The 17,448-nt window shown below is 56.4% G+C and carries 16 protein-coding genes; 9 read left to right on the forward strand and 7 right to left on the reverse strand.

The features are described from left to right. Positions 1 to 195: 195 nt before the first annotated feature. Together VFE46_16905 and cysC are read right to left on the reverse strand one after the other, a co-directional pair. Entirely contained in the window at positions 196 to 486 is a 291-nt protein-coding gene (locus VFE46_16905; protein HZZ29679.1) for a hypothetical protein, read from the reverse strand. Between the two features lie 359 nt (positions 487 to 845). Then, on the reverse strand, positions 846 to 1,502 hold the full coding sequence (gene cysC / locus VFE46_16910) for an adenylyl-sulfate kinase (GenBank protein ID HZZ29680.1): 657 nt from the start codon (positions 1,500 to 1,502) through the stop codon (positions 846 to 848). Between the two features lie 114 nt (positions 1,503 to 1,616). Between cysC and VFE46_16915 the strand changes: the two genes are divergently transcribed. The 4 genes from VFE46_16915 (at position 1,617) to VFE46_16930 (ending at position 4,935) form a co-directional block, all read left to right on the forward strand. Beyond that, positions 1,617 to 2,180 (forward strand): thioredoxin family protein, encoded by a 564-nt coding sequence (locus tag VFE46_16915; GenBank protein HZZ29681.1) that lies wholly within the window; start codon positions 1,617 to 1,619, stop codon positions 2,178 to 2,180. 165 nt (positions 2,181 to 2,345) lie between these two features. Then, positions 2,346 to 3,596, forward strand: a complete 1,251-nt coding sequence (locus VFE46_16920; GenBank protein ID HZZ29682.1) for a LysM peptidoglycan-binding domain-containing protein — start codon at positions 2,346 to 2,348, stop codon at positions 3,594 to 3,596. Between the two features lie 191 nt (positions 3,597 to 3,787). Beyond that, on the forward strand, positions 3,788 to 4,348 hold the full coding sequence (gene pyrE, locus VFE46_16925; GenBank protein ID HZZ29683.1) for an orotate phosphoribosyltransferase: 561 nt from the start codon (positions 3,788 to 3,790) through the stop codon (positions 4,346 to 4,348). Positions 4,349 to 4,395: 47 nt separating this feature from the next. Continuing rightward, complete coding sequence (locus VFE46_16930) at positions 4,396 to 4,935, forward strand: type 1 glutamine amidotransferase domain-containing protein (protein HZZ29684.1); 540 nt, start codon at positions 4,396 to 4,398, stop codon at positions 4,933 to 4,935. 41 nt (positions 4,936 to 4,976) lie between these two features. Here VFE46_16930 and VFE46_16935 read toward each other — a convergent pair whose 3' ends face one another. Next, the gene (locus VFE46_16935; GenBank protein ID HZZ29685.1) at positions 4,977 to 8,126 is read right to left on the reverse strand and encodes a hypothetical protein; all 3,150 of its coding nucleotides are present in this window, start codon (positions 8,124 to 8,126) and stop codon (positions 4,977 to 4,979) included. A 271-nt stretch (positions 8,127 to 8,397) separates the two neighbouring features. On the opposite strand from VFE46_16935, the gene VFE46_16940 reads away from it, so the two are divergent. Beyond that, positions 8,398 to 8,691, forward strand: a complete 294-nt coding sequence (locus tag VFE46_16940) for a transcriptional regulator (protein HZZ29686.1) — start codon at positions 8,398 to 8,400, stop codon at positions 8,689 to 8,691. 660 nt (positions 8,692 to 9,351) lie between these two features. Then, a complete protein-coding gene (locus tag VFE46_16945; protein ID HZZ29687.1) occupies positions 9,352 to 10,809 on the forward strand; it encodes a serine/threonine-protein kinase in 1,458 nt (485 codons plus the stop codon). Positions 10,810 to 10,870: 61 nt separating this feature from the next. On the opposite strand, the gene VFE46_16950 is transcribed toward VFE46_16945, so the two are convergent. Beyond that, positions 10,871 to 11,794 carry a uracil-DNA glycosylase gene (locus VFE46_16950; GenBank protein ID HZZ29688.1) on the reverse strand — a complete coding sequence of 308 codons (924 nt, stop codon included), beginning with the start codon at positions 11,792 to 11,794 and terminating at the stop codon, positions 10,871 to 10,873. Positions 11,795 to 11,898: 104 nt separating this feature from the next. Between VFE46_16950 and bioF the strand changes: the two genes are divergently transcribed. From bioF to VFE46_16965, 3 genes are all read left to right on the forward strand, one after another. Continuing rightward, complete coding sequence (gene bioF / locus VFE46_16955; GenBank protein HZZ29689.1) at positions 11,899 to 13,080, forward strand: 8-amino-7-oxononanoate synthase; 1,182 nt, start codon at positions 11,899 to 11,901, stop codon at positions 13,078 to 13,080. 125 nt (positions 13,081 to 13,205) lie between these two features. Then, positions 13,206 to 14,249 carry a type I glyceraldehyde-3-phosphate dehydrogenase gene (gene gap, locus VFE46_16960; GenBank protein HZZ29690.1) on the forward strand — a complete coding sequence of 348 codons (1,044 nt, stop codon included), beginning with the start codon at positions 13,206 to 13,208 and terminating at the stop codon, positions 14,247 to 14,249. 47 nt (positions 14,250 to 14,296) lie between these two features. Then, positions 14,297 to 14,665, forward strand: coding sequence for a retroviral-like aspartic protease family protein (locus VFE46_16965; GenBank protein HZZ29691.1), 369 nt, complete (start codon positions 14,297 to 14,299; stop codon positions 14,663 to 14,665). A 59-nt stretch (positions 14,666 to 14,724) separates the two neighbouring features. Here VFE46_16965 and VFE46_16970 read toward each other — a convergent pair whose 3' ends face one another. From VFE46_16970 to VFE46_16980, 3 genes are all read right to left on the reverse strand, one after another. Continuing rightward, positions 14,725 to 15,954, reverse strand: a complete 1,230-nt coding sequence (locus VFE46_16970) for a hypothetical protein (protein HZZ29692.1) — start codon at positions 15,952 to 15,954, stop codon at positions 14,725 to 14,727. Positions 15,955 to 16,117: 163 nt separating this feature from the next. Beyond that, positions 16,118 to 16,717 (reverse strand): ATP-dependent Clp protease proteolytic subunit, encoded by a 600-nt coding sequence (locus VFE46_16975; GenBank protein ID HZZ29693.1) that lies wholly within the window; start codon positions 16,715 to 16,717, stop codon positions 16,118 to 16,120. Beyond that, positions 16,714 to 17,361 (reverse strand): ATP-dependent Clp protease proteolytic subunit, encoded by a 648-nt coding sequence (locus VFE46_16980; GenBank protein HZZ29694.1) that lies wholly within the window; start codon positions 17,359 to 17,361, stop codon positions 16,714 to 16,716. The genes VFE46_16975 and VFE46_16980 overlap by 4 nt, the downstream gene beginning before the upstream one ends. Between the last annotated feature and the right edge of the window lie 87 nt (positions 17,362 to 17,448).

Below are 17,448 nucleotides of genomic sequence, written 5' to 3' on the forward strand. Positions count from 1 at the left end.
AGCCAAGCGGGCTGATTGTACGTGGTTAGAATGACGGAAATGCGCATTTCGGCGCTCGGAGTCGGCAAATAAAATAAACAACCCGGATCGGCGCAGTTTCTTAAACTTACTGTGCGGCAAATGGTAGCAATACGGCCAGGCGAACTCCACAGCGCCTTTGCAAGAATGCATCAGAAAAACAGGACGAAAACGAAATTAACGGGGGACAGCGTCCACTTGAATTTCGTTGACCAATGTTTCATTAGTCAAATATTTCATTGCCGCATGCTGGGCCTTCTGTTTGCAATAAAAATTTGCGCAATGGCCGCGAAGCACCAAAGTATCGCCGGTGGTTTCCACCTGCAATTCGTGAATTGCCCCACTAGTTTGGCGACGGATGCTGCGTTTAATGCGAACGATACGCCGGCGCTGCTCATCGACCGCTGTGGCTGACACGATTTTAGCTACCGGCTCCGCGGAAGCAGCCTGCGGCGAGTTTTGTATCATGATCGTTCCTCCTACCTATTCGCGCACCCTTGCGCTTCAGGCAGCCTTGCTCCCAGAGAAACGTCCCTGTGTCTTGTGCGGAAGACCGCGTGCCAGACAAGATACGCAATTCCCGCTGTCCCGGTTTAACAAAGTGACACCGCGTTCCAACACGCCGAGGTAGGCAAATGAACTTCATCTGACAACTACGACGGTTCAAGTCACTGTAAAGCCGTCGCGCAGCGGGTGTCAACCCCGCTTGCATCGCCATTAAGAATATACAAATAAACCGTTTAATATTTTGCAAACATAGCGACCATTGCCCATTCAACATCTGCGACATGCATGCACATTCGCCATTGACAAAATTCGTATACGGTTCACTTAATCTTCCCGGACTTCCGTAGATGGGCAATCACTTCGTCGGCCAGCGTTTCGGCATCTTTTTTGCTAGCATCCAACCGAAGCTCAGGTTGTTGTGGCGCTTCGTAAGGGTCGTCGATGCCCGTGAAGCCCTTCAACTCGCCAGCCCGGGCTTTTTTATATAACCCTTTGGGATCGCGCTTTTCGCACACTTCGATGGGCGCATCGACAAATACATCAATGAAGTCTCCCGGCTTCAGCCGGGCCCGCACAGCATCGCGATCGCGCCGGTAGGGGCTAATAAAGGCTGTGAGCGCGATAATTCCCGCCGAACAAAACAGTTCCGCTACTGCGCCAATGCGACGAATATTTTCCTCTCGATCTTGTGCTGAAAATCCCAGCCCAAATCGCTTGCTGAACTCTTCTCCATGCCGCTCCTTTAGCAAAGCAGGCGAGGCATTCAGCCCGTGCCGTACGTTATCGCCATCCAATACGAAGCTTCGGTAGCCCATCGAGTGCAATTTGTGATCGACCAAATTGCTGATCGTGCTTTTGCCGCAAGCGCTTAGGCCTGTGAACCATACCACGCATCCTTGATGTTTGTTTAGCGCTTCGCGTTCCTCACGACCCACACTGTGTTCGTGCCAATGAACATGAACTTTTTCTTCGGACATGGCTGCGATAGCTCCTAGGGGCGATATAATTAGACATGCTCGCGAGAGTTGGATCATATCGGACGATGGAGAATGAGAAAAGGGGTTGGGCATCGAACGCATTCGAGTACAACAATGTTCGATTTTGCTGCCAAATTTCCGCTGGGGTTAACTTATCACGATTTTCTTAGCCGTCACGGCACCGAAGAGCAGCGTAGGCGTTGGGCCGCGGTGTTCGATAGGGTGCAATTGACGCCCGCTCAGCGCGAGGTTTTCGCCGGCTTCGTAAGGCCGATGAAAGTGCTGTGTGTGGTTGGCGTCTGGTGCGGCGATTGCGTGAACCAATGTCCTATTTTTCAGCGCTTTGCCGAAGCGGCGCCGCCGCTGGCCATTCGTTATTTCGATCGCGATGTCCACGCCGATTTACAATCGATGCTGCGCATCTGCGGTGGGAATCGGGTGCCGATGGTAGTATTTCTGAGTGAAGACGACGAATTTCTAGGTCTCTACGGCGATCGCACGCTAGCTAAGTACCAGCACATGGCCGTGGATCAACTCGGGCCGGCATGTCCCACGGGGATTGTGCCGCCGCACCAAGCTTTGCTAGATGCCGTGACGCAAGAGTGGTTGAACGAATTTGAGCGGACGCAACTTATGTTGCGTTTGTCGGCACGATTGCGGCAAAAGCACGGTGATTAATTGCGTTGAAAAATTCAGAGAAGATATATCGCCGACCACTGTGCTAGCACGGCCACCAACTGGGATGGTGTTCGGCGCTCTCCTTCGCTATCCTCGTCGCCCCATATCTCTTGGCGGCGTAAATAATGCGCCGATTCGTTACCGCCATCGTCAAGGAGGACGATTGTGGAATCACTCAAGCCAATCATGTTGTGCATCGTATTAGGAGGCGTGGGCTACGGCGTTTATGTGGCCCTCAATCATGCGCCGCCGCCAGAGCCGTCGCCGGCCGATTCTCCCTGGAATAAACCAGCCGACAACGGCTTGGGTAGCATGCACCAAAGCGAAGCAAATTCCATTGTTGGCGCCGGATCGCTGCCAACTGCGCCGACGGCAAACGCTTGGCAAAACCAAGCGCCGGCGAGCGGCAATGGCGCAACCGCCATGCAGCCCATCGCTGGGCCTCCCCCTGGTGCCACGACTTCCGCCAGCCCGCTCTCGCCGCTGGCGACCGCGCCGCTTTTAACTGTGCCTGCCGCCACCACACCACCACAAAGTGCAGTGCTCGCTCCGATCGCTGGTCCGCCGCCAGGCGCTAATGGCAATTCGTCCCCTGGCGCCGTACCGGCAGATCAGCCGCCTGGCATGGGTTCGTCTATCAGCAATGCATCGAATCCCGCCCTATCAAGCGCCGTCAACGTTTCGGCTTCCGACGCCGCAAACCAAACGCCGGGCTCAAACATCCCATCGCTAACTGCCCCCAGTAATGATGCCCAAACACATCACGATTACGATGCCTCCAAACGCACCGTCCTCACGTATTTGAATCACGGTCAACTGGTCGATGCTCTGCGCGAGCTTTCTCGCTGGTACGATCACCCCATCGTGCCGCCGGAAGATCAACCGCATGTCGTCGAATTGCTCAGCCAACTGGCGGGCACGGTAATCTATTCGCGCGATGCCTGGCTCGCACCACCTTACGAAGTGCGTGCCGGAGACACGTTGGAATCAATCGCCCAACAATACCAAGTGCCATGGCAGTTGCTGGCAAAGATTAACAGTCTGCAAGATTCCAGCAGTGTCATGCCCGGACAAAAACTCAAAGTGGTCCGCGGTCCGTTCCAAGCTCAATTGAACACGCAGCAGGGTTGGCTGGCCTTGTTTGTCGATGGCCTGTATGCCGGCCGATATCGAGTAGAAGTGTCCGGGCCGCTGACCAAGCCTAACGGCGATTATCCGGTGGCCAAATTCGCCGCTGGCCAGCTCGGGGCTAGCCCCAGCGGAGCGCCCTTCATCAGCCTGGGTGGCGATTTGCATCTGCGCGTGCCGGAAGATGCCTTGCCGCCGGGCGTCAGCGCAATTCGCATCAGTCGGCAAGATATGAACGATGTGTTCGACATACTTTCGGACCGTTCGCAAGTAACCATCCGCCGCTAAGCGCGGAAATGGCAGTTTCCTGATTTCTGAATGCAGATTGCCGAGTGGGGACTCCGCAACTTCTACTGCATTCGCTACGATAATGCGTAGCTTGGTCTCTTTTGTCGCGCACTCCAGTCTGAAATCTGTATATTTCACCGTTGATTTCTCCTTTCCGCTTTCTGCCTACTGCCTACCGCCTTCTGCACATCATGTACGACCGCCAGGCACTGATGGAACTGGTCCGCAACCGCGCGCTTCGGTTTGGCGACTTCACGCTCGCGTCAGGCAAAAAGGCAAAATACTATCTCGATGGCAAGCAGGTCACGCTTAGCTCTCGCGGCGCGCTACTCGTGGCCGAAGGGTTGCTCGATTTACTCATCGCGCAAGGCCCGCTTCCCACAGCGGTCGGAGGTATGGCGATTGGAGCCGATCCAATCACCGCCGCCATCATTACGGTGGCTGGCCTGCGAAACATTTCGCTCGCCGGCATTTTGGTGCGAAAGGAACCGAAGGGGCATGGCACTAACAAATATGTGGAAGGACCGGTCCAACCTGGTGACACGGTGGCAATTGTTGAAGATGTAGTCACCACTGGCGGTTCGTCGCTGGCGGCCATCGATCGTGTGGAGCAATTCGGCCTGAAGGTAACGTGCGTTGCCGCCATCATCGATCGCTTGGAAGGCGGGGCTAAAGCCTTTACCAGCCGTGGCATTCCGTTTTCAAGTTTGCTGACGATCCGGGACTTCGGCCTCGAGCCGCCGATGGAGTGAACAGTTCGACAATTTTTTCATCCGTAATCAGGATTCCCATTACTGTCATGACCCACTCCCAATCGCTTTCTGGCAAAAAGTTTCTGCTGTTCGTGGAAGACCTGTACGAAGATTTGGAGCTGTGGTATCCCAAGCTGCGGCTAGTGGAAGCCGGCGCGAAGACCACCGTGGCCGGAACGAAGGCCGGTCAAAAGTATGAGGGCAAAAATGGCTACCCATGCGTCGCCGATGCAGCCATTGCCGAAGTGCGGGCGGCAGATTTCGACGGCCTGATTGTGCCCGGCGGATTCATGCCCGACAAACTGCGGCGCGATCCCAAAGTGTTGCAGTTGGTGCGCGACTTTGCCGCGGCGAGCAAACTGGTGGCGGCAATTTGTCACGGCGGCTGGATTCCCATTTCGGCCGGCGTGTACCGTGGCGTGAGAGTGACCGGTTCGCTAGGCATTAAGGACGATTTGGTCAACGCCGGCGCCGTGTGGGAAGATGCGGCGGTGGTTGTCGATCGGCATTTCGTCTCCAGCCGCAAACCGGACGACTTACCCGACTTTTGCCGTGGCATTTTGCAGGTCATGTGCGGCGGAAAGTGAACCGCAGCGATGCTTAGTGTTATTCCCTTGCGTTGATTCGTCTATTTACGGCTGATTCCCAGCGCAGTGAAATTGCCGGTGCTGCTCGAATCGCCACTGCGCAGGGGGCGAATGGAAAGTTCATCCACCCACGCTTCACCTAGGCCGGTGAGTGCAAAGGTCACGGTGAGGTTGTCGGCGTGGCCGGCCGCGCGGTACATCACAAATTCGCGCCAGCCATCAGTCTGCATGATGCGCTGTGCCAGCGCTTCGCCGCCGAACGAATCGAGAATCATTAGCCCATCGACACTGCCGACGACAGGCCCACGCACGCGCACCTGTCCTCGAATGCATACAATGTCGCCGGCAGAAACGTGGACCGGAGCACTGGTAATCCACAGCGGCGGTGATTCCACCAGCATCGCGGCTACGGCTGCCGGCTTTTCCGGCTTCGCGGTTTGCACGCTGAGGTGCAAGCTGTGCAAACCGGCAAATGGAGCCAGCGGCGACAACTCCACGTCGGTGCGCAAATCGGCACGCGCATGTTGAAAGTGTTTCCAACCCGCCTGCAACATGGTCTGAAGATCTTCGAAATCGCCCCCACGCAGCAAATTTTCCCCAGGAGGTAATTGTGCAATCGAAGCGGCGAAGTTGATTTGCTCTGGCAGCGTGTTAAAGCTAACCGCCAGCGGACTGGATACGGGCGATTGCAACGGCTTCACACTTCGTTCCCAAATGTCACGCTGCCAATGCTCTAACGGGTAGGCCGCATTGCGGGCCGTTAAGTACGCCTGCGCGTATTGTCCCGCAGAAAGCAAGGCATCGGCCTGTTGCAAGCCGGTAGCGGCAGTGGCCAGCGGTGTTGTGGCGGCGGGAAGTTCCGGGTGGTTCCCTAAACGCTGATTGACTGCGGCCGTTTGTTCTAGCAAATAGGCGGTTAAACGACGCTGCAATTGGGCCGCGCGCGGAGCAAGTTCAGTCGTGCGACGCTGCATATTCGTGACAATGGTCGGATCGGCGGTAACAAGCACCACCGAGGTCAGCAAAAAATCTTCCAGCGCAATCGACGTGCCGCCGGAAACAATGCTTTTCCGCAGCGGCCGCAAGCCGGCGATCGTGAGTTCATAGGCGCGATAATCTTCCGGCACTCCAGGCACCACCAGCGTGGCGGCGCCGGACTTGGAAGGAGTAACGGCGTCGGGAAACAACGGATCGCGATTCGCTGACCGCAGGTACGTTTGGTCATGGGAAGAATCGGTCATGCCGTTGCCGGCCGCTTCACGCTCCAGCAGCGTACGAGGACTTTTCAAATTTGGATTGCCACCGAGATTTTTCGGTTTGATGCCGGCTAAGCCCGAGCCGCCGGTGCCCGAGGGCGTGCTGGCCGCAGGACCCAAAATCGTTCCCGTAGTATCAGGCGCTGGCACAAACTGCGAATGGTTGGGCACGCGCATGGTGACCACGAGTCTTGTGTTTTCGTAGTTTAAAACAATGGAACTGATGTTCGGATCGCTGGACGTGGCAAACGTAACATAACTGCCGGCTGCGCCCCACGGTTCGATCAAGTCCAGCTCCAGATTCAACAGCGCCAGTTCCGTGGCGCGCAATCGCGTGGCATTATCGGCGGCATCAAGTCGCGAGTTGGAAGCAAACTCAATGCCGCGGGCACCGGAGCAAAACGCTTGATATGCCAACAGACGCAGCGCGCCAGGCTCGACCATTGGCTCTTGCACCGGCGGCAGGCGCGATTGGCCAAGAAATGCCGCCGCTTGATCGATCGCCGCCGGCTGTACTTCGGTTTGTATGACCGCCCAGAGCGGCGTGCCGGGCCGGGCTAACCGTGGCCGCTGGCCAAGCCAAGTGGCGTAATCCTTCAATTCCAAGCTCGTGCCCAGGGGAAAACAGGTTTCAGCTAGCACGTCGGCCTGGCGACTATAAGCCAGCGCGTCTTCTTCTGGATTGCACACCAGCGGACGCCTTAATACATGATCGGCCAAACGTAGTTGCTTGGAAAGTGCTGCTGTGGCCGTCAGTTCGCGGGCCGCTAATCCGCTCCCCAAATGCCACGCCATCACTGGTGCGAAAGCGGCCGTGATGGGCGCCAGTGCATCGGCGCTGGCGGTGGATTGCGGATTTGTGTTCTGTGGATCGACAATTCCTTGTGAATTGGCAATCGGCGGTGGGCCAATCAAACGAATCCCGGTGCGCGTCGCTTCCGTCAGCATGCCGTCGGTTAGGGGCCCCATGCTGCGAACAACTGTGAAGCCTTCCTGCGCGAGCCATTCCAGCGGCTCGCCTTGCGATTGGATAATTCGCGGAAAAATCGGCTTCCCATCAACCATGAATAGCGAACCATTGATGATCACTTGGCGCGCGGTGGATGAATTGGGAACGTTGGGTGTGCTCGGCGCAGCAGCCGCGTTCAAAGGCGCCGCGGAGTCAACGGGCAACGCTTGCGCAAGTGGCGAAGGTGTGGGAATGTTGACTACTGCATTTGTATTCAGTGCTGGGCCGGCGTTGTTGGCTCCAATTTGCGTACTGGCTGTAGGCGCAGAATTCGCAAACGGCACAACGCCATTCACTGCCAGGTCGTCAATGTTAACCATCGTTTGGCCAGGGCCGCCGTATACGTTGAGCAACAGTTGATCGATGTATGCTTCGCGGGCATCCACTTGCGGACCTAGTTGCGCGCGCAGAGCGCGCACTTCACGGCTGAGTAACTGCGGCGTGTCACTGACGGAAAGTTGCTGCCAAAGGCCAACGGTCGAGTAACTGCTGCCCGCCAGTAGGGCCGTTACCGGCTGGCCGCTGCGTGGGTCGGGCGTGTGGGGTAAAACAACTCGGGCAAAAAACTGAACGCCCGGGCGATTGGCTTTAATCCACACACTAGGCATTAGCTCGGCGACCACTCGCGCCGGTTGTAGATCGTGCACGAAATATACATATGTGCCGGCGCCAGCATTAATCTGGAGCAGCTCGGATCTTTGGCCGCTGTGCGGATCGGAATTGATCCGAGCGTGATTTTCCAAGCGATACTGCACATCGGCATCGCTGGGGCGCCAGGTAATTTCGGCGCTTTCAAAATTATCGCCGATCGGCGCAGCCTGCGTTGTCTTAATTGCCGCTGCCAGCATGCAGCCGGCCAGAAATATGCCGCCAACCTGCTTGTGGGGCAGTGAGCAAATCAAGTTGCTAAATCTGCGGCGACCCATTGCACATCCGTGCGCAATCGCGGATTGAAGCAAAATTACAACGTACAAAATACGCGCCTTCTTGGCGCAACATGGCCTTGTATCACGATTTACGATTCGCATCCAGATTGTCTGGGGTGTTTGGTAAACCAGGGCAGGATGATTGCTACTGGATTTAAAAAGCTGTAACTTGTTTTTTAGCAGTAGTTTAACGCGAAGCGTGTTTGACGATCCGCAGCCTGGCACACCGTCTGCTTTAAAGCTGAATCAACCACCTAGGAGACCATCGCCCATGAGCCAGACGACACGCATTGTGAAAAGCACCTCCGACGAACTTCCCGCCGACCTTGTGGAGTTGGTGTCGGCGGTTTCGCAGTTGCCGGAGGAGCATCGCCAATTGCTTGTGCCCACGTTAAATCGTGTTGTGGAAAGCACAAAGCGCCGCCGTCGCATTTTGACGTTGGTACAAGATGCCCTGGGACAATTGCGGCTCGATATGAAGTATTTAATGTTCGATTTGGAAGCCACCCGCAGGGAACGGGACGATTACCGCCGCCAAGTCGAAGAAGCCCAAGAAGATACTTAATCTCTCTCGGCTTTGGCGCTACTTCTTTTGCCCCGGCTGGCAGCCGAAATGCAAGATTTTTGGTCTGCCCTATGACTCTTGCGGTCGGCAATTGGGTAACGCATGATCGCAGGGGAAATTTCCAACTCTAGGCGGCCATGCGACTTATGTCCGGGCATTTTTCGCCGGATTTCGGCCAGATTGTTGCGGCCTTTGACGCTCCAGGATAGGATAAAAGGTCGATAGCCGTCGGATGTTGCCGCCGCACTCAGTTTTTGTTGCCGGTGGTTTTTCGTGCGTCGGCTTTCGGAAACGTGGCATCGTGAATAAGAGAAGGGAAATGCCAATCCGCCGTCCAAGCATGGATGTGCGGGAAGGCACGCTCGGCTCGCGATTCGAATGCGGGATTTGCGGAACAGTTGTTCGCCGTGCTACCTAACGGCCAGCAGCCATTAGATTTGGCCGCAGCTCCAGTCGATCTGCGCGACGCGCGCTTGCGCCTTCACACGCCGCTACACGATTTCCATTGAAGGTTGGCAGGCGAAAATTTCCATTCGGCACATGGCAAATCGTTTTGTCGGTGCCGGCATCGTCTGTGACAACCATTCATGGAGAGGCGCCGACTATTCCCAGCGCTCCAAGGATTATTCGTTGACTTGCTGAAGGCTAGCCGAGTTCGCCATGCCTGAGTGGACCGCGGAACAAATTGGACAAGCGGCATTCGATCGCGATTTGATCGACGAGCACGAATTGCGCACCGTGCTAGCCGAGTCAGGCAGCTTAGAATGCGATCCAGAGCAAATTAAGCAATCGTTGGTGCGCCGCGAGCTGGTCACTAACTACCAACTCGAAAAGCTTCTCCGCGGCGATCGCAGCGGTTTCTTTTACGGCAAATACAAGGTCCTGTATCAAATCGGCAGCGGCACCTTCGCCCGGGTGTTTCGCGCGGTGCATCGCGAAACCGGCGAAGTACGTGCGGTGAAAGTATTGCGGGCCCGGCACTTCGCCATTCCCGAAATGCGCGAGCAGTTTTTGCGTGAAGGCGAAATGGGTTGCACGCTGCGGCATCCCAATATTGTGCCCATTTACGAAGCGGCCGCGACCGCCGGCGCCTGCTACATTGTCATGGAGTTTATCGAGGGACGGAATTTGCGAGAACATTTGCGGGTCCGCTCGCACTTGAAGCCCGAGGAGGCCATTCGGCTGACCGTCGACATTTGCCGTGGGCTCGATTACGCCTTCCAGCGCGGCATTTCGCACAAGGATTTGAAATCCTCCAACGTGCTGATCTCCAGCTTGGGACAAGCCAAACTGTTGGATTTCGGGTTGGCCGGGGCCGATCCCAATTCCAGCGATACCGAATTGGCCAAGTTGGAAAATCCACGCACCATTGATTATGCGGCCCTGGAACGTTGCACCAATGTGCGCAAAGACGACATGCGCAGCGACATCTTTTTCCTGGGCTGTATTTTGTACAACATGCTGTCGGGCAAGCCGGCGCTGGAAGAAACGCAGGATCGTTTGGCCCGGCTCAGCCGGAACCGGTTCGAGGCCATGGCGCCCATCGCCAAATTAATGCCCGAATTGCCTGGAGAAATTGTCGCCATTGTAAACAAGTCGGCGCAATTCTATCCTGACCAGCGCTATCAAACTCCGGCGGAAATGCTGCAAGATTTGTTGCGGGTGAGCCACCGCCGCGCCGCGGGCGCCAACGGCAAGGCACACGATGCCTCTGGCGGCTCGGGCAAGCAGCGTACGCTGATGATTGTCGAACCGAACTTCCAGGCGCAAGAATCGCTGCGAAATCATTTCAAGCAAAAAGGATTTCGTGTGCTCGTCACCGCTGATCCTTTGCGGCCGTCAAGCTTGTTTACCGACAACCACCAGCCGGCCGATTGCGTAATTTTCAGCACTTCGAACCTGGGAGAAGAAGCGCTGGAGGCGTTCAACCATTTTGGCGAGAAAGAAACGACCAAAACCGTGCCCGCCATTTTGTTGCTGGGGCCCAGGCATCAGGACATGGCGGCCCAAGCGCAAACGGCAGATCACCGGGCCACGGTGACCACACCGATCAAAATGAAGCACTTGCTGCGATTGTTCGACGAAATGATGCCGGCGGCTAAAGAGGCGCAAACTTAAGCCGGCGGCGTTTTTCTACCGCCATCGCCGGCACGCTGCCCGGGTTGCCGCCGCTTGCTGGTTATAAATTGACTCCCAGCCGGCGCATCATCATTTTCAAATCTTCCCAGGCGTCACTTTTGGCCGCCGGGTTCCGCAGCAAATAGGCCGGGTGATACGTGCAGACCACCGGAATGCCCTGGTAGTCGTGAAAGCTGCCCCGTAATTTGCCGATGGGTCGCTCTGTATTCAGCAGGGCGCGCGAGGCCACGGCTCCCAGGCAGCAAATGATTTCCGGCCGCACAATATCGAGCTGTCGCTCGAAGTAACCGCGACAATTCGCCACTTCGTCGGGCAGGGGATTGCGATTGTCGGGCGGACGGCATTTTAACACGTTCAGGATGTATACTTCTTCGCGCTGCAGTTTACAGGCAGTAATCATTTTGTTCAGCAACTGTCCGCCGCGGCCAACGAATGGCTCGCCCAAGCGATCTTCGTCGGCTCCCGGGGCTTCACCGAAAAAGCATATGCGGGCCGCATTATTGCCTACGCCAAATACCGTTTGCGTGCGATTAGCCACCAGCATTGGGCAGCGCGTGCAGGCAGCTACTTCGCGCTGAATGATTTCCAGCGCTGACGCCCGTTCCTGAGGCGGCAGCAGTTTGCGCTCCGCAGTCGGAGCATCAAAGAGCGATCGCTCCTCCGTCGGGGAAGCGATGGATTTTGCTGCGGAGGCCGCTGCTGATGAATTGGCCATTTTTTCTCCCTCTTCTTTGGGAAGATTTTCCATCCGAACTCCCTCTCCCTTTGGGAGAGGGCCGGGTCGTTCGGGACTCACTGTGACGAGCTGAGGATGCAGGGGAATTGGTAATTCAACCGACATTGGTACGCCGGCTACGGCGCCCGCCCGTTTCGCCTTCGGCAAATGCGTAATGCCGGCGCGCTGGAGACTTTCCAACCGCTGCGTTACGATACGGGCTGCCTTGGTTCGCAAATCGTCGGACATTTTGTTCACGGTTCTTTCAAGTTTGAGTTACGTAGCGTAAGTATATGCAGCAACTGCTAATTAGAAATGGGCTGTTCAAAACTTGATTCGCGTGTTCACACCCCATGGCGTTTGATCCGCTCGATTGGCTAGATGTTGAATTGAAGGCGCTGGATGCACAGCATTTGCGCCGCAGGCTGGTCGTGCGCGCCGGCACACAAAAAGCGATCGTTTCCCTCAACGGGCGCGAATTCATTAATTTCGGCGCGAACGATTATTTGGGCCTGGCCAGCGATCCACGGTTAATGGAAGCCGCTCAGCGCGCAGCCCAAAACGAGGGTTGGGGTGCGGGAGCCAGCCCGTTGGTTACAGGCCGCTGTGCCGCGCATGCCGAATTGGAGCAACGTCTGGCTGAATTTGAAGGTACCGAAGCGGCGCTGACGTTCACTTCGGGTTTTGCCGCAAACTGCGGAACCGTGGCCGCCGTAGTGGGCGCCCGCGATGCCATTTACGCTGACGCCAAAAATCACGCCAGTTTGATCGATGGCTGCCGATTATCTCGGGCCGAAGTGCACATTTATCGCCATGGCGATGTCGAACATTTAGCGGAGCTGTTGCGCAATTCGTCGCACTACCGTCGGCGGATGATTGTGACCGATTCACTGTTCAGCATGGATGGCGATTTTGCGCCGCTGGCGCAGTTGGCCGAACTCGCCGAAAAATATCAGGCCATGCTGATGGTTGACGAAGCGCACGCCACCGGTGTTTTCGGCGCGCACGGTCGGGGCGTGGCCGAACAATTGGGCGTGGAAGATGGTGTTCACATTCGCCTGGGCACGCTGAGCAAAGCGCTTGGTTCGGCCGGCGGATTTGTGGCCGGACGGCGAAGTTTGATCGAGTGGCTGGTGAATCGCGCCCGCTCGTACGTTTTCTCCACCGCTTTCCCGCCAGCGGTGGCCGCCGCCGCCACGGCCGCACTGCAAATTGTGCACGACGGACCTCAGCGGCGAAAGGAATTACTTGCCCGCGCCGCTGCGCTTCGCCAAAAACTAACCGCCCAAGGCTGGAACATTGGCTGCTCACAATCGCAAATCATTCCTATTTATATTGGTGAGCCCGATCGCACCATGCAGCTAGCGCAAGCATTGCGCGACCACAGGTTGCTGGTCCCCGGCATCCGTCCGCCATCGGTTCCCGTTGGGGAATCTCTGTTAAGAATTAGTTTGAGTTGGTCGCACACCGCGACCATGCTGGACCAGCTATTGGCCGCGCTAGCCAATTGCTGGGCGGCGGCGCGAGGCGTATAATCACCGGTTCGGTTTTTTGTGGCTGGCTTTGGTGTTAACAGGTTGCGCTGTTTGCCCTTGCCCCAACCCTCTCCCACAAGGGGAGAGGGAGTATCTGATGTTTTTGTGGCACAAGGAGATTCAACGTGGCAATTCGTGTGGGAATTAACGGTTTTGGACGCATCGGGCGGTTGGTGTTTCGGATTATGGCGGCTCGCAGCAGCGAGTTTGAAGTACACGCCATTAACGATTTGACCGACACCAAAACCTTGGCCACGCTGCTCAAGTACGACAGCACCCATCGCTGCTTCAACGGCACCGTGCAACACGATGACAATGCCATTGTGGTAAACGACCGCCGTATTGAAGTGCTCAAAGAGCGCGATCCGTCCAAATTGCCCTGGGGCAAGCTGGGCGTCGACGTGGTAGTGGAAAGCACCGGCATTTTCACCGCCCGGGCCGACGCGGCCAAAGGCAAAGCGGGGTATGACACGCACCTGGCGGCAGGCGCCAAAAAAGTAGTGCTTAGCGCGCCCGCCAAAGACAAGCCCGACTTAACCTGCGTAATTGGCGTAAATCATGTAGAACTTTCGCCGAGCGTCAAAATTGTTTCCAACGCCAGTTGCACGACGAACTGTCTGGCCCCGATGGCCAAAGTGCTGCACGACAAGTTCGGCATCGAAAAAGGCTTGATGACGACCGTTCACAGCTACACCAACGACCAGCGATTGTTGGACTTGCCGCATGATAATTTGTACCGTGCTCGGGCGGCAGCCGTGAACATTGTGCCGACCACCACCGGCGCGGCCAAAGCGGTGGGCGAAGTCATTCCGTCGCTCAAAGGCAAGCTGACCGGCATCGCCTTGCGCGTGCCCACTGCCGATGGCAGCGTGACCGACCTGACGGCGCTGATGAAAAAGAACGTAACCAAGCAGGAAATCAACGCAGCCATGAAGGAAGCCGCCGACATGCCGCTGGAAAAAGGCGGACTGCAGGGAATTTTGGAATACACCGAAGACCCGATCGTATCCAGCGACATTATCGGCAATCCGCACAGTTCCATTTTTGCCGCTGATTTAACCGAAGTGATCGACGGCAACTTGATCAAAGTCATCAGTTGGTACGACAACGAATGGGGCTATTCCAACCGCACTGCCGACTTGATCGCCCGGCTGGGAAAAATGCTATAAGTAATTTAGCTGACCGTTCGCCGCAACGACGAGAGAAACCGTCTTCGATGGGCACTTTTTTTGTTTCCAGTGTTGTTGAAAATCACGTGCATCGGAAGCGCGCGGCGAAAGTCGAGAAATTATTGGTCGATACAGGCAGCGAACATACTTGGGTCAGCGCGGAGGTTCTCCAGTCCATCGGAGTTAAGCCGGAGAAAAAGGACGTGCCCTTCACGATGGCCAACGGCCAGACCATTACGCGCAGCATTGGATTTGCCATTGTGCGAGTGGGCGAGTTTTTCACCATCGACGAAGTTGTGTTCGGCCAAAAAGGCGATTTGAACTTACTCGGCGCGAGAACCTTGGAAGGGATGAATGTTTCGGTCGATTCGCAGCGCAAAAAGCTGGTTGCAGCCGGGCCGATTCCAGCCGCCTAATTTCTGATTTGATCCCGCGCCTGGGAAAGATGCTCTAAAGCAGGTTACGCCAAGGCGCCTTACCGATACGGCGACCAGACGGGGCGGCGTGAAGCGTCGAGCAGCGGCTGTTTTTCCGGCTGATTTGTCGGCGGCTGATTTGTTGATGGTAGTGATTGGCTTGCTAAGGCGGGACCGGCCGCGCTGTCGTTGGCCTCGTAAACGCTGCCGTGACTGTCGGAGCCAGGCGTAGCGGCATGCAGTGCTTTGGCCGCATCGGCGAAGGCGTCGGCCAGAGTGACAGAGCGCGCCGCCGAGGATGCGCTGATTTTTTTCCAATCTCGCGGACTGCTTTCCGCGTTGCCGGTTTGCACATCGATGGGCAAATTCGCTTCCAGGCGTCGGCCTTCAAACGAAGTGAACCGGACAAACACGCGCAAATCGCTATGTTCCGGCGGATTGGGCCACGGCAATTCGAACTGCAGTGAGCCGCCATCATGATTGCGGCGCACGTGCTGTGGAATATCGTCAGCCTCAAAGTTCCAACGACCCACTCGAGCGGCAGGACCTTCCAATGCCGGATCAACCACCACAATCGACACATCGCCCGGGGCCAGCACCCGCTTGCCGTGCGAATCGCGCTGGAAAATGACGACGTTCAAATATCCGCCGCCGGCTTCGCCCGTGCTGTTTACTTCGCCGGTTAAACCTTCGTTCAGCTCGATGCTATCGACTTCGACATCGGGATTCAGCCGTTCCACCGAGCGCGGACTACGATTTTCCGGCGCGGGATGTGCCGACGATTTTTCTGCCGGGCCGGACGACGTGTAGACAGCCTGCACAACCTCGGAAATGGCCAGTTCCGATTCCGGTGATAAGCCACCGTCCAAATGATGAGGGGGCGAATTGGAGGCCCCGGGAGTGAACGGCTTGCCGGGCTGTACCTCGGGCAAGCCTTGTGGGGCAGGAGGGAGCTGTGGCGACTCATTGCCCCGTCCGCTGTTGGACGGCGAAAACGCCGGAGGCGGCCCCAAATCGGGCCCATTGGTGCCACGGTCGCGTAAAATTTCGGTCTGCCGGTTCAACGACCCCGTTCGGGCGTTGGCTTCGTCCAGCTCACGCTGCTTATCTTCCAGCTGCCAACGCAAGCGGTAAATGCAATCTTCCTCCAATCGCATCTCACGCTCCCAGATTTGCTGATTCGTCCGATTTTTATAATTGGAGAAGCAACCGCTGGCGCACGGCAACAATGCCAGCACCGCCAGGCAAAGGAAGCACAGCCAATGATTCTGCGAAAGGCCCGTTTTCATGGATCGCCTCATGCGAATGAACGGACACCGCCCGATTCCTTCGGACGGAGATCGAATAGTTTAGCCCGCGAACGCGGAATTTGGGAAATGGCCAATGACCAAGCCTCAATGACCAACGCCGTGTTTTCTGGTCATTGGTGCTTGGTCATTCGTCATTCAGTTTTCAAGCCGGTGGTTTCACTTCCATGTGCTCAATGACGTGATCGATGAGTTTGTATTCCAGCGCTTCCTGAGCCGACATGAAACGGTCGCGATCGGTATCTTGCTCGATTTTTTCCAGTGGATGGCCGGTGTGCTTCAGCAAAATGGCATTCAGCCGCCTTTTCACGTTCTTGAATTCTTTGGCGTGAATCATAATTTCTTCCGCCGTGCCTTCGGCTCCCGCCAGCGGCTGGTGAATCATCACGCGGGCATTGGGCAATGCCCGGCGTTTTCCTTTCGCTCCGGCGGTAAGCAATACCGCTCCCATGGACGCCGCCTGACCGATGCAATACGTGGCCACGTCGCACGTGACGAACTGCATCGTGTCATAAATGGCCAGCCCCGCCGACACGCTGCCGCCGGGCGAATTGATGTACAAGTGAATGTCGGCCTTGGGTTCTTCCGATTGCAAAAACAGCAACTGGGCAACAACGATGTTGCCGATTTCGTCGTTGATGGCCGTGCCCAGGAAAATAATGCGGTCCTTGAGCAGGCGACTGTAAATATCCATCGCCCGCTCTTCGCGGCCCGTTTTTTCGATGACGAAAGGAATTAAAGTCATTTCGCGTCATCCTCGTCGGTTTGCACGGGCGGTTTGGTCAGCACTTCGTCGACTAGGCCATATTCCTTAGCTTCGGGTGCGGTTAGGTAACGATCGCGATCGGTATCTTTGGCGATGCGCTCGATCGGCTGGCCGGTGTGCTTGGCCAAAATGCCATTGAGTGCTTCGCGAGTTTTGAGAATTTCGTCCGCCTGAATTTCAATATCCGAAACTTGACCGCCGACCTGGCCGTAAGGCTGGTGGATCATCACTTTGGCGTGCGCCAGTGCATAGCGTTTGCCTTTGCTGCCGCCGGCCAACAACACAGCCCCGCCGCTGGCTGCCAAGCCCACGCAATAAGTGGCCACGGGACACGACAGAATTTGCATGGTGTCGTAAACGGCCATGGTGGCGGTGACGCTTCCGCCCGGTGAGTTGATGTAAAAGTGAATATCTTTGCGGCGATTTTCGCTCTGCAAGTACAGCAACTTCATGACGACTTCGCTGGCGTTGCCATCGAAGATTTCGCCTTGCAGCAAAATAATGCGGTTTTCCAGCAGCAAATCGCCCAGCGTGAGCATGCGCTGCCGCTGATAGTCGCGGTAGTTAAGCTGCGGGCTGACGGCCGACAGAAATTGATTCGGCACTAACGGGTTAAATTCCATGCGTTCATCCTTGCTGGCACAATTACATTCACGAACCACATCATTCCCACCGCAATTCTAGGTTACTCGGGCCGTTTGTTTTGGCCG

The organism is Pirellulales bacterium (assembly GCA_035656635.1).
In the GTDB taxonomy this organism is placed as follows: domain Bacteria; phylum Planctomycetota; class Planctomycetia; order Pirellulales; family JADZDJ01; genus DATJYL01.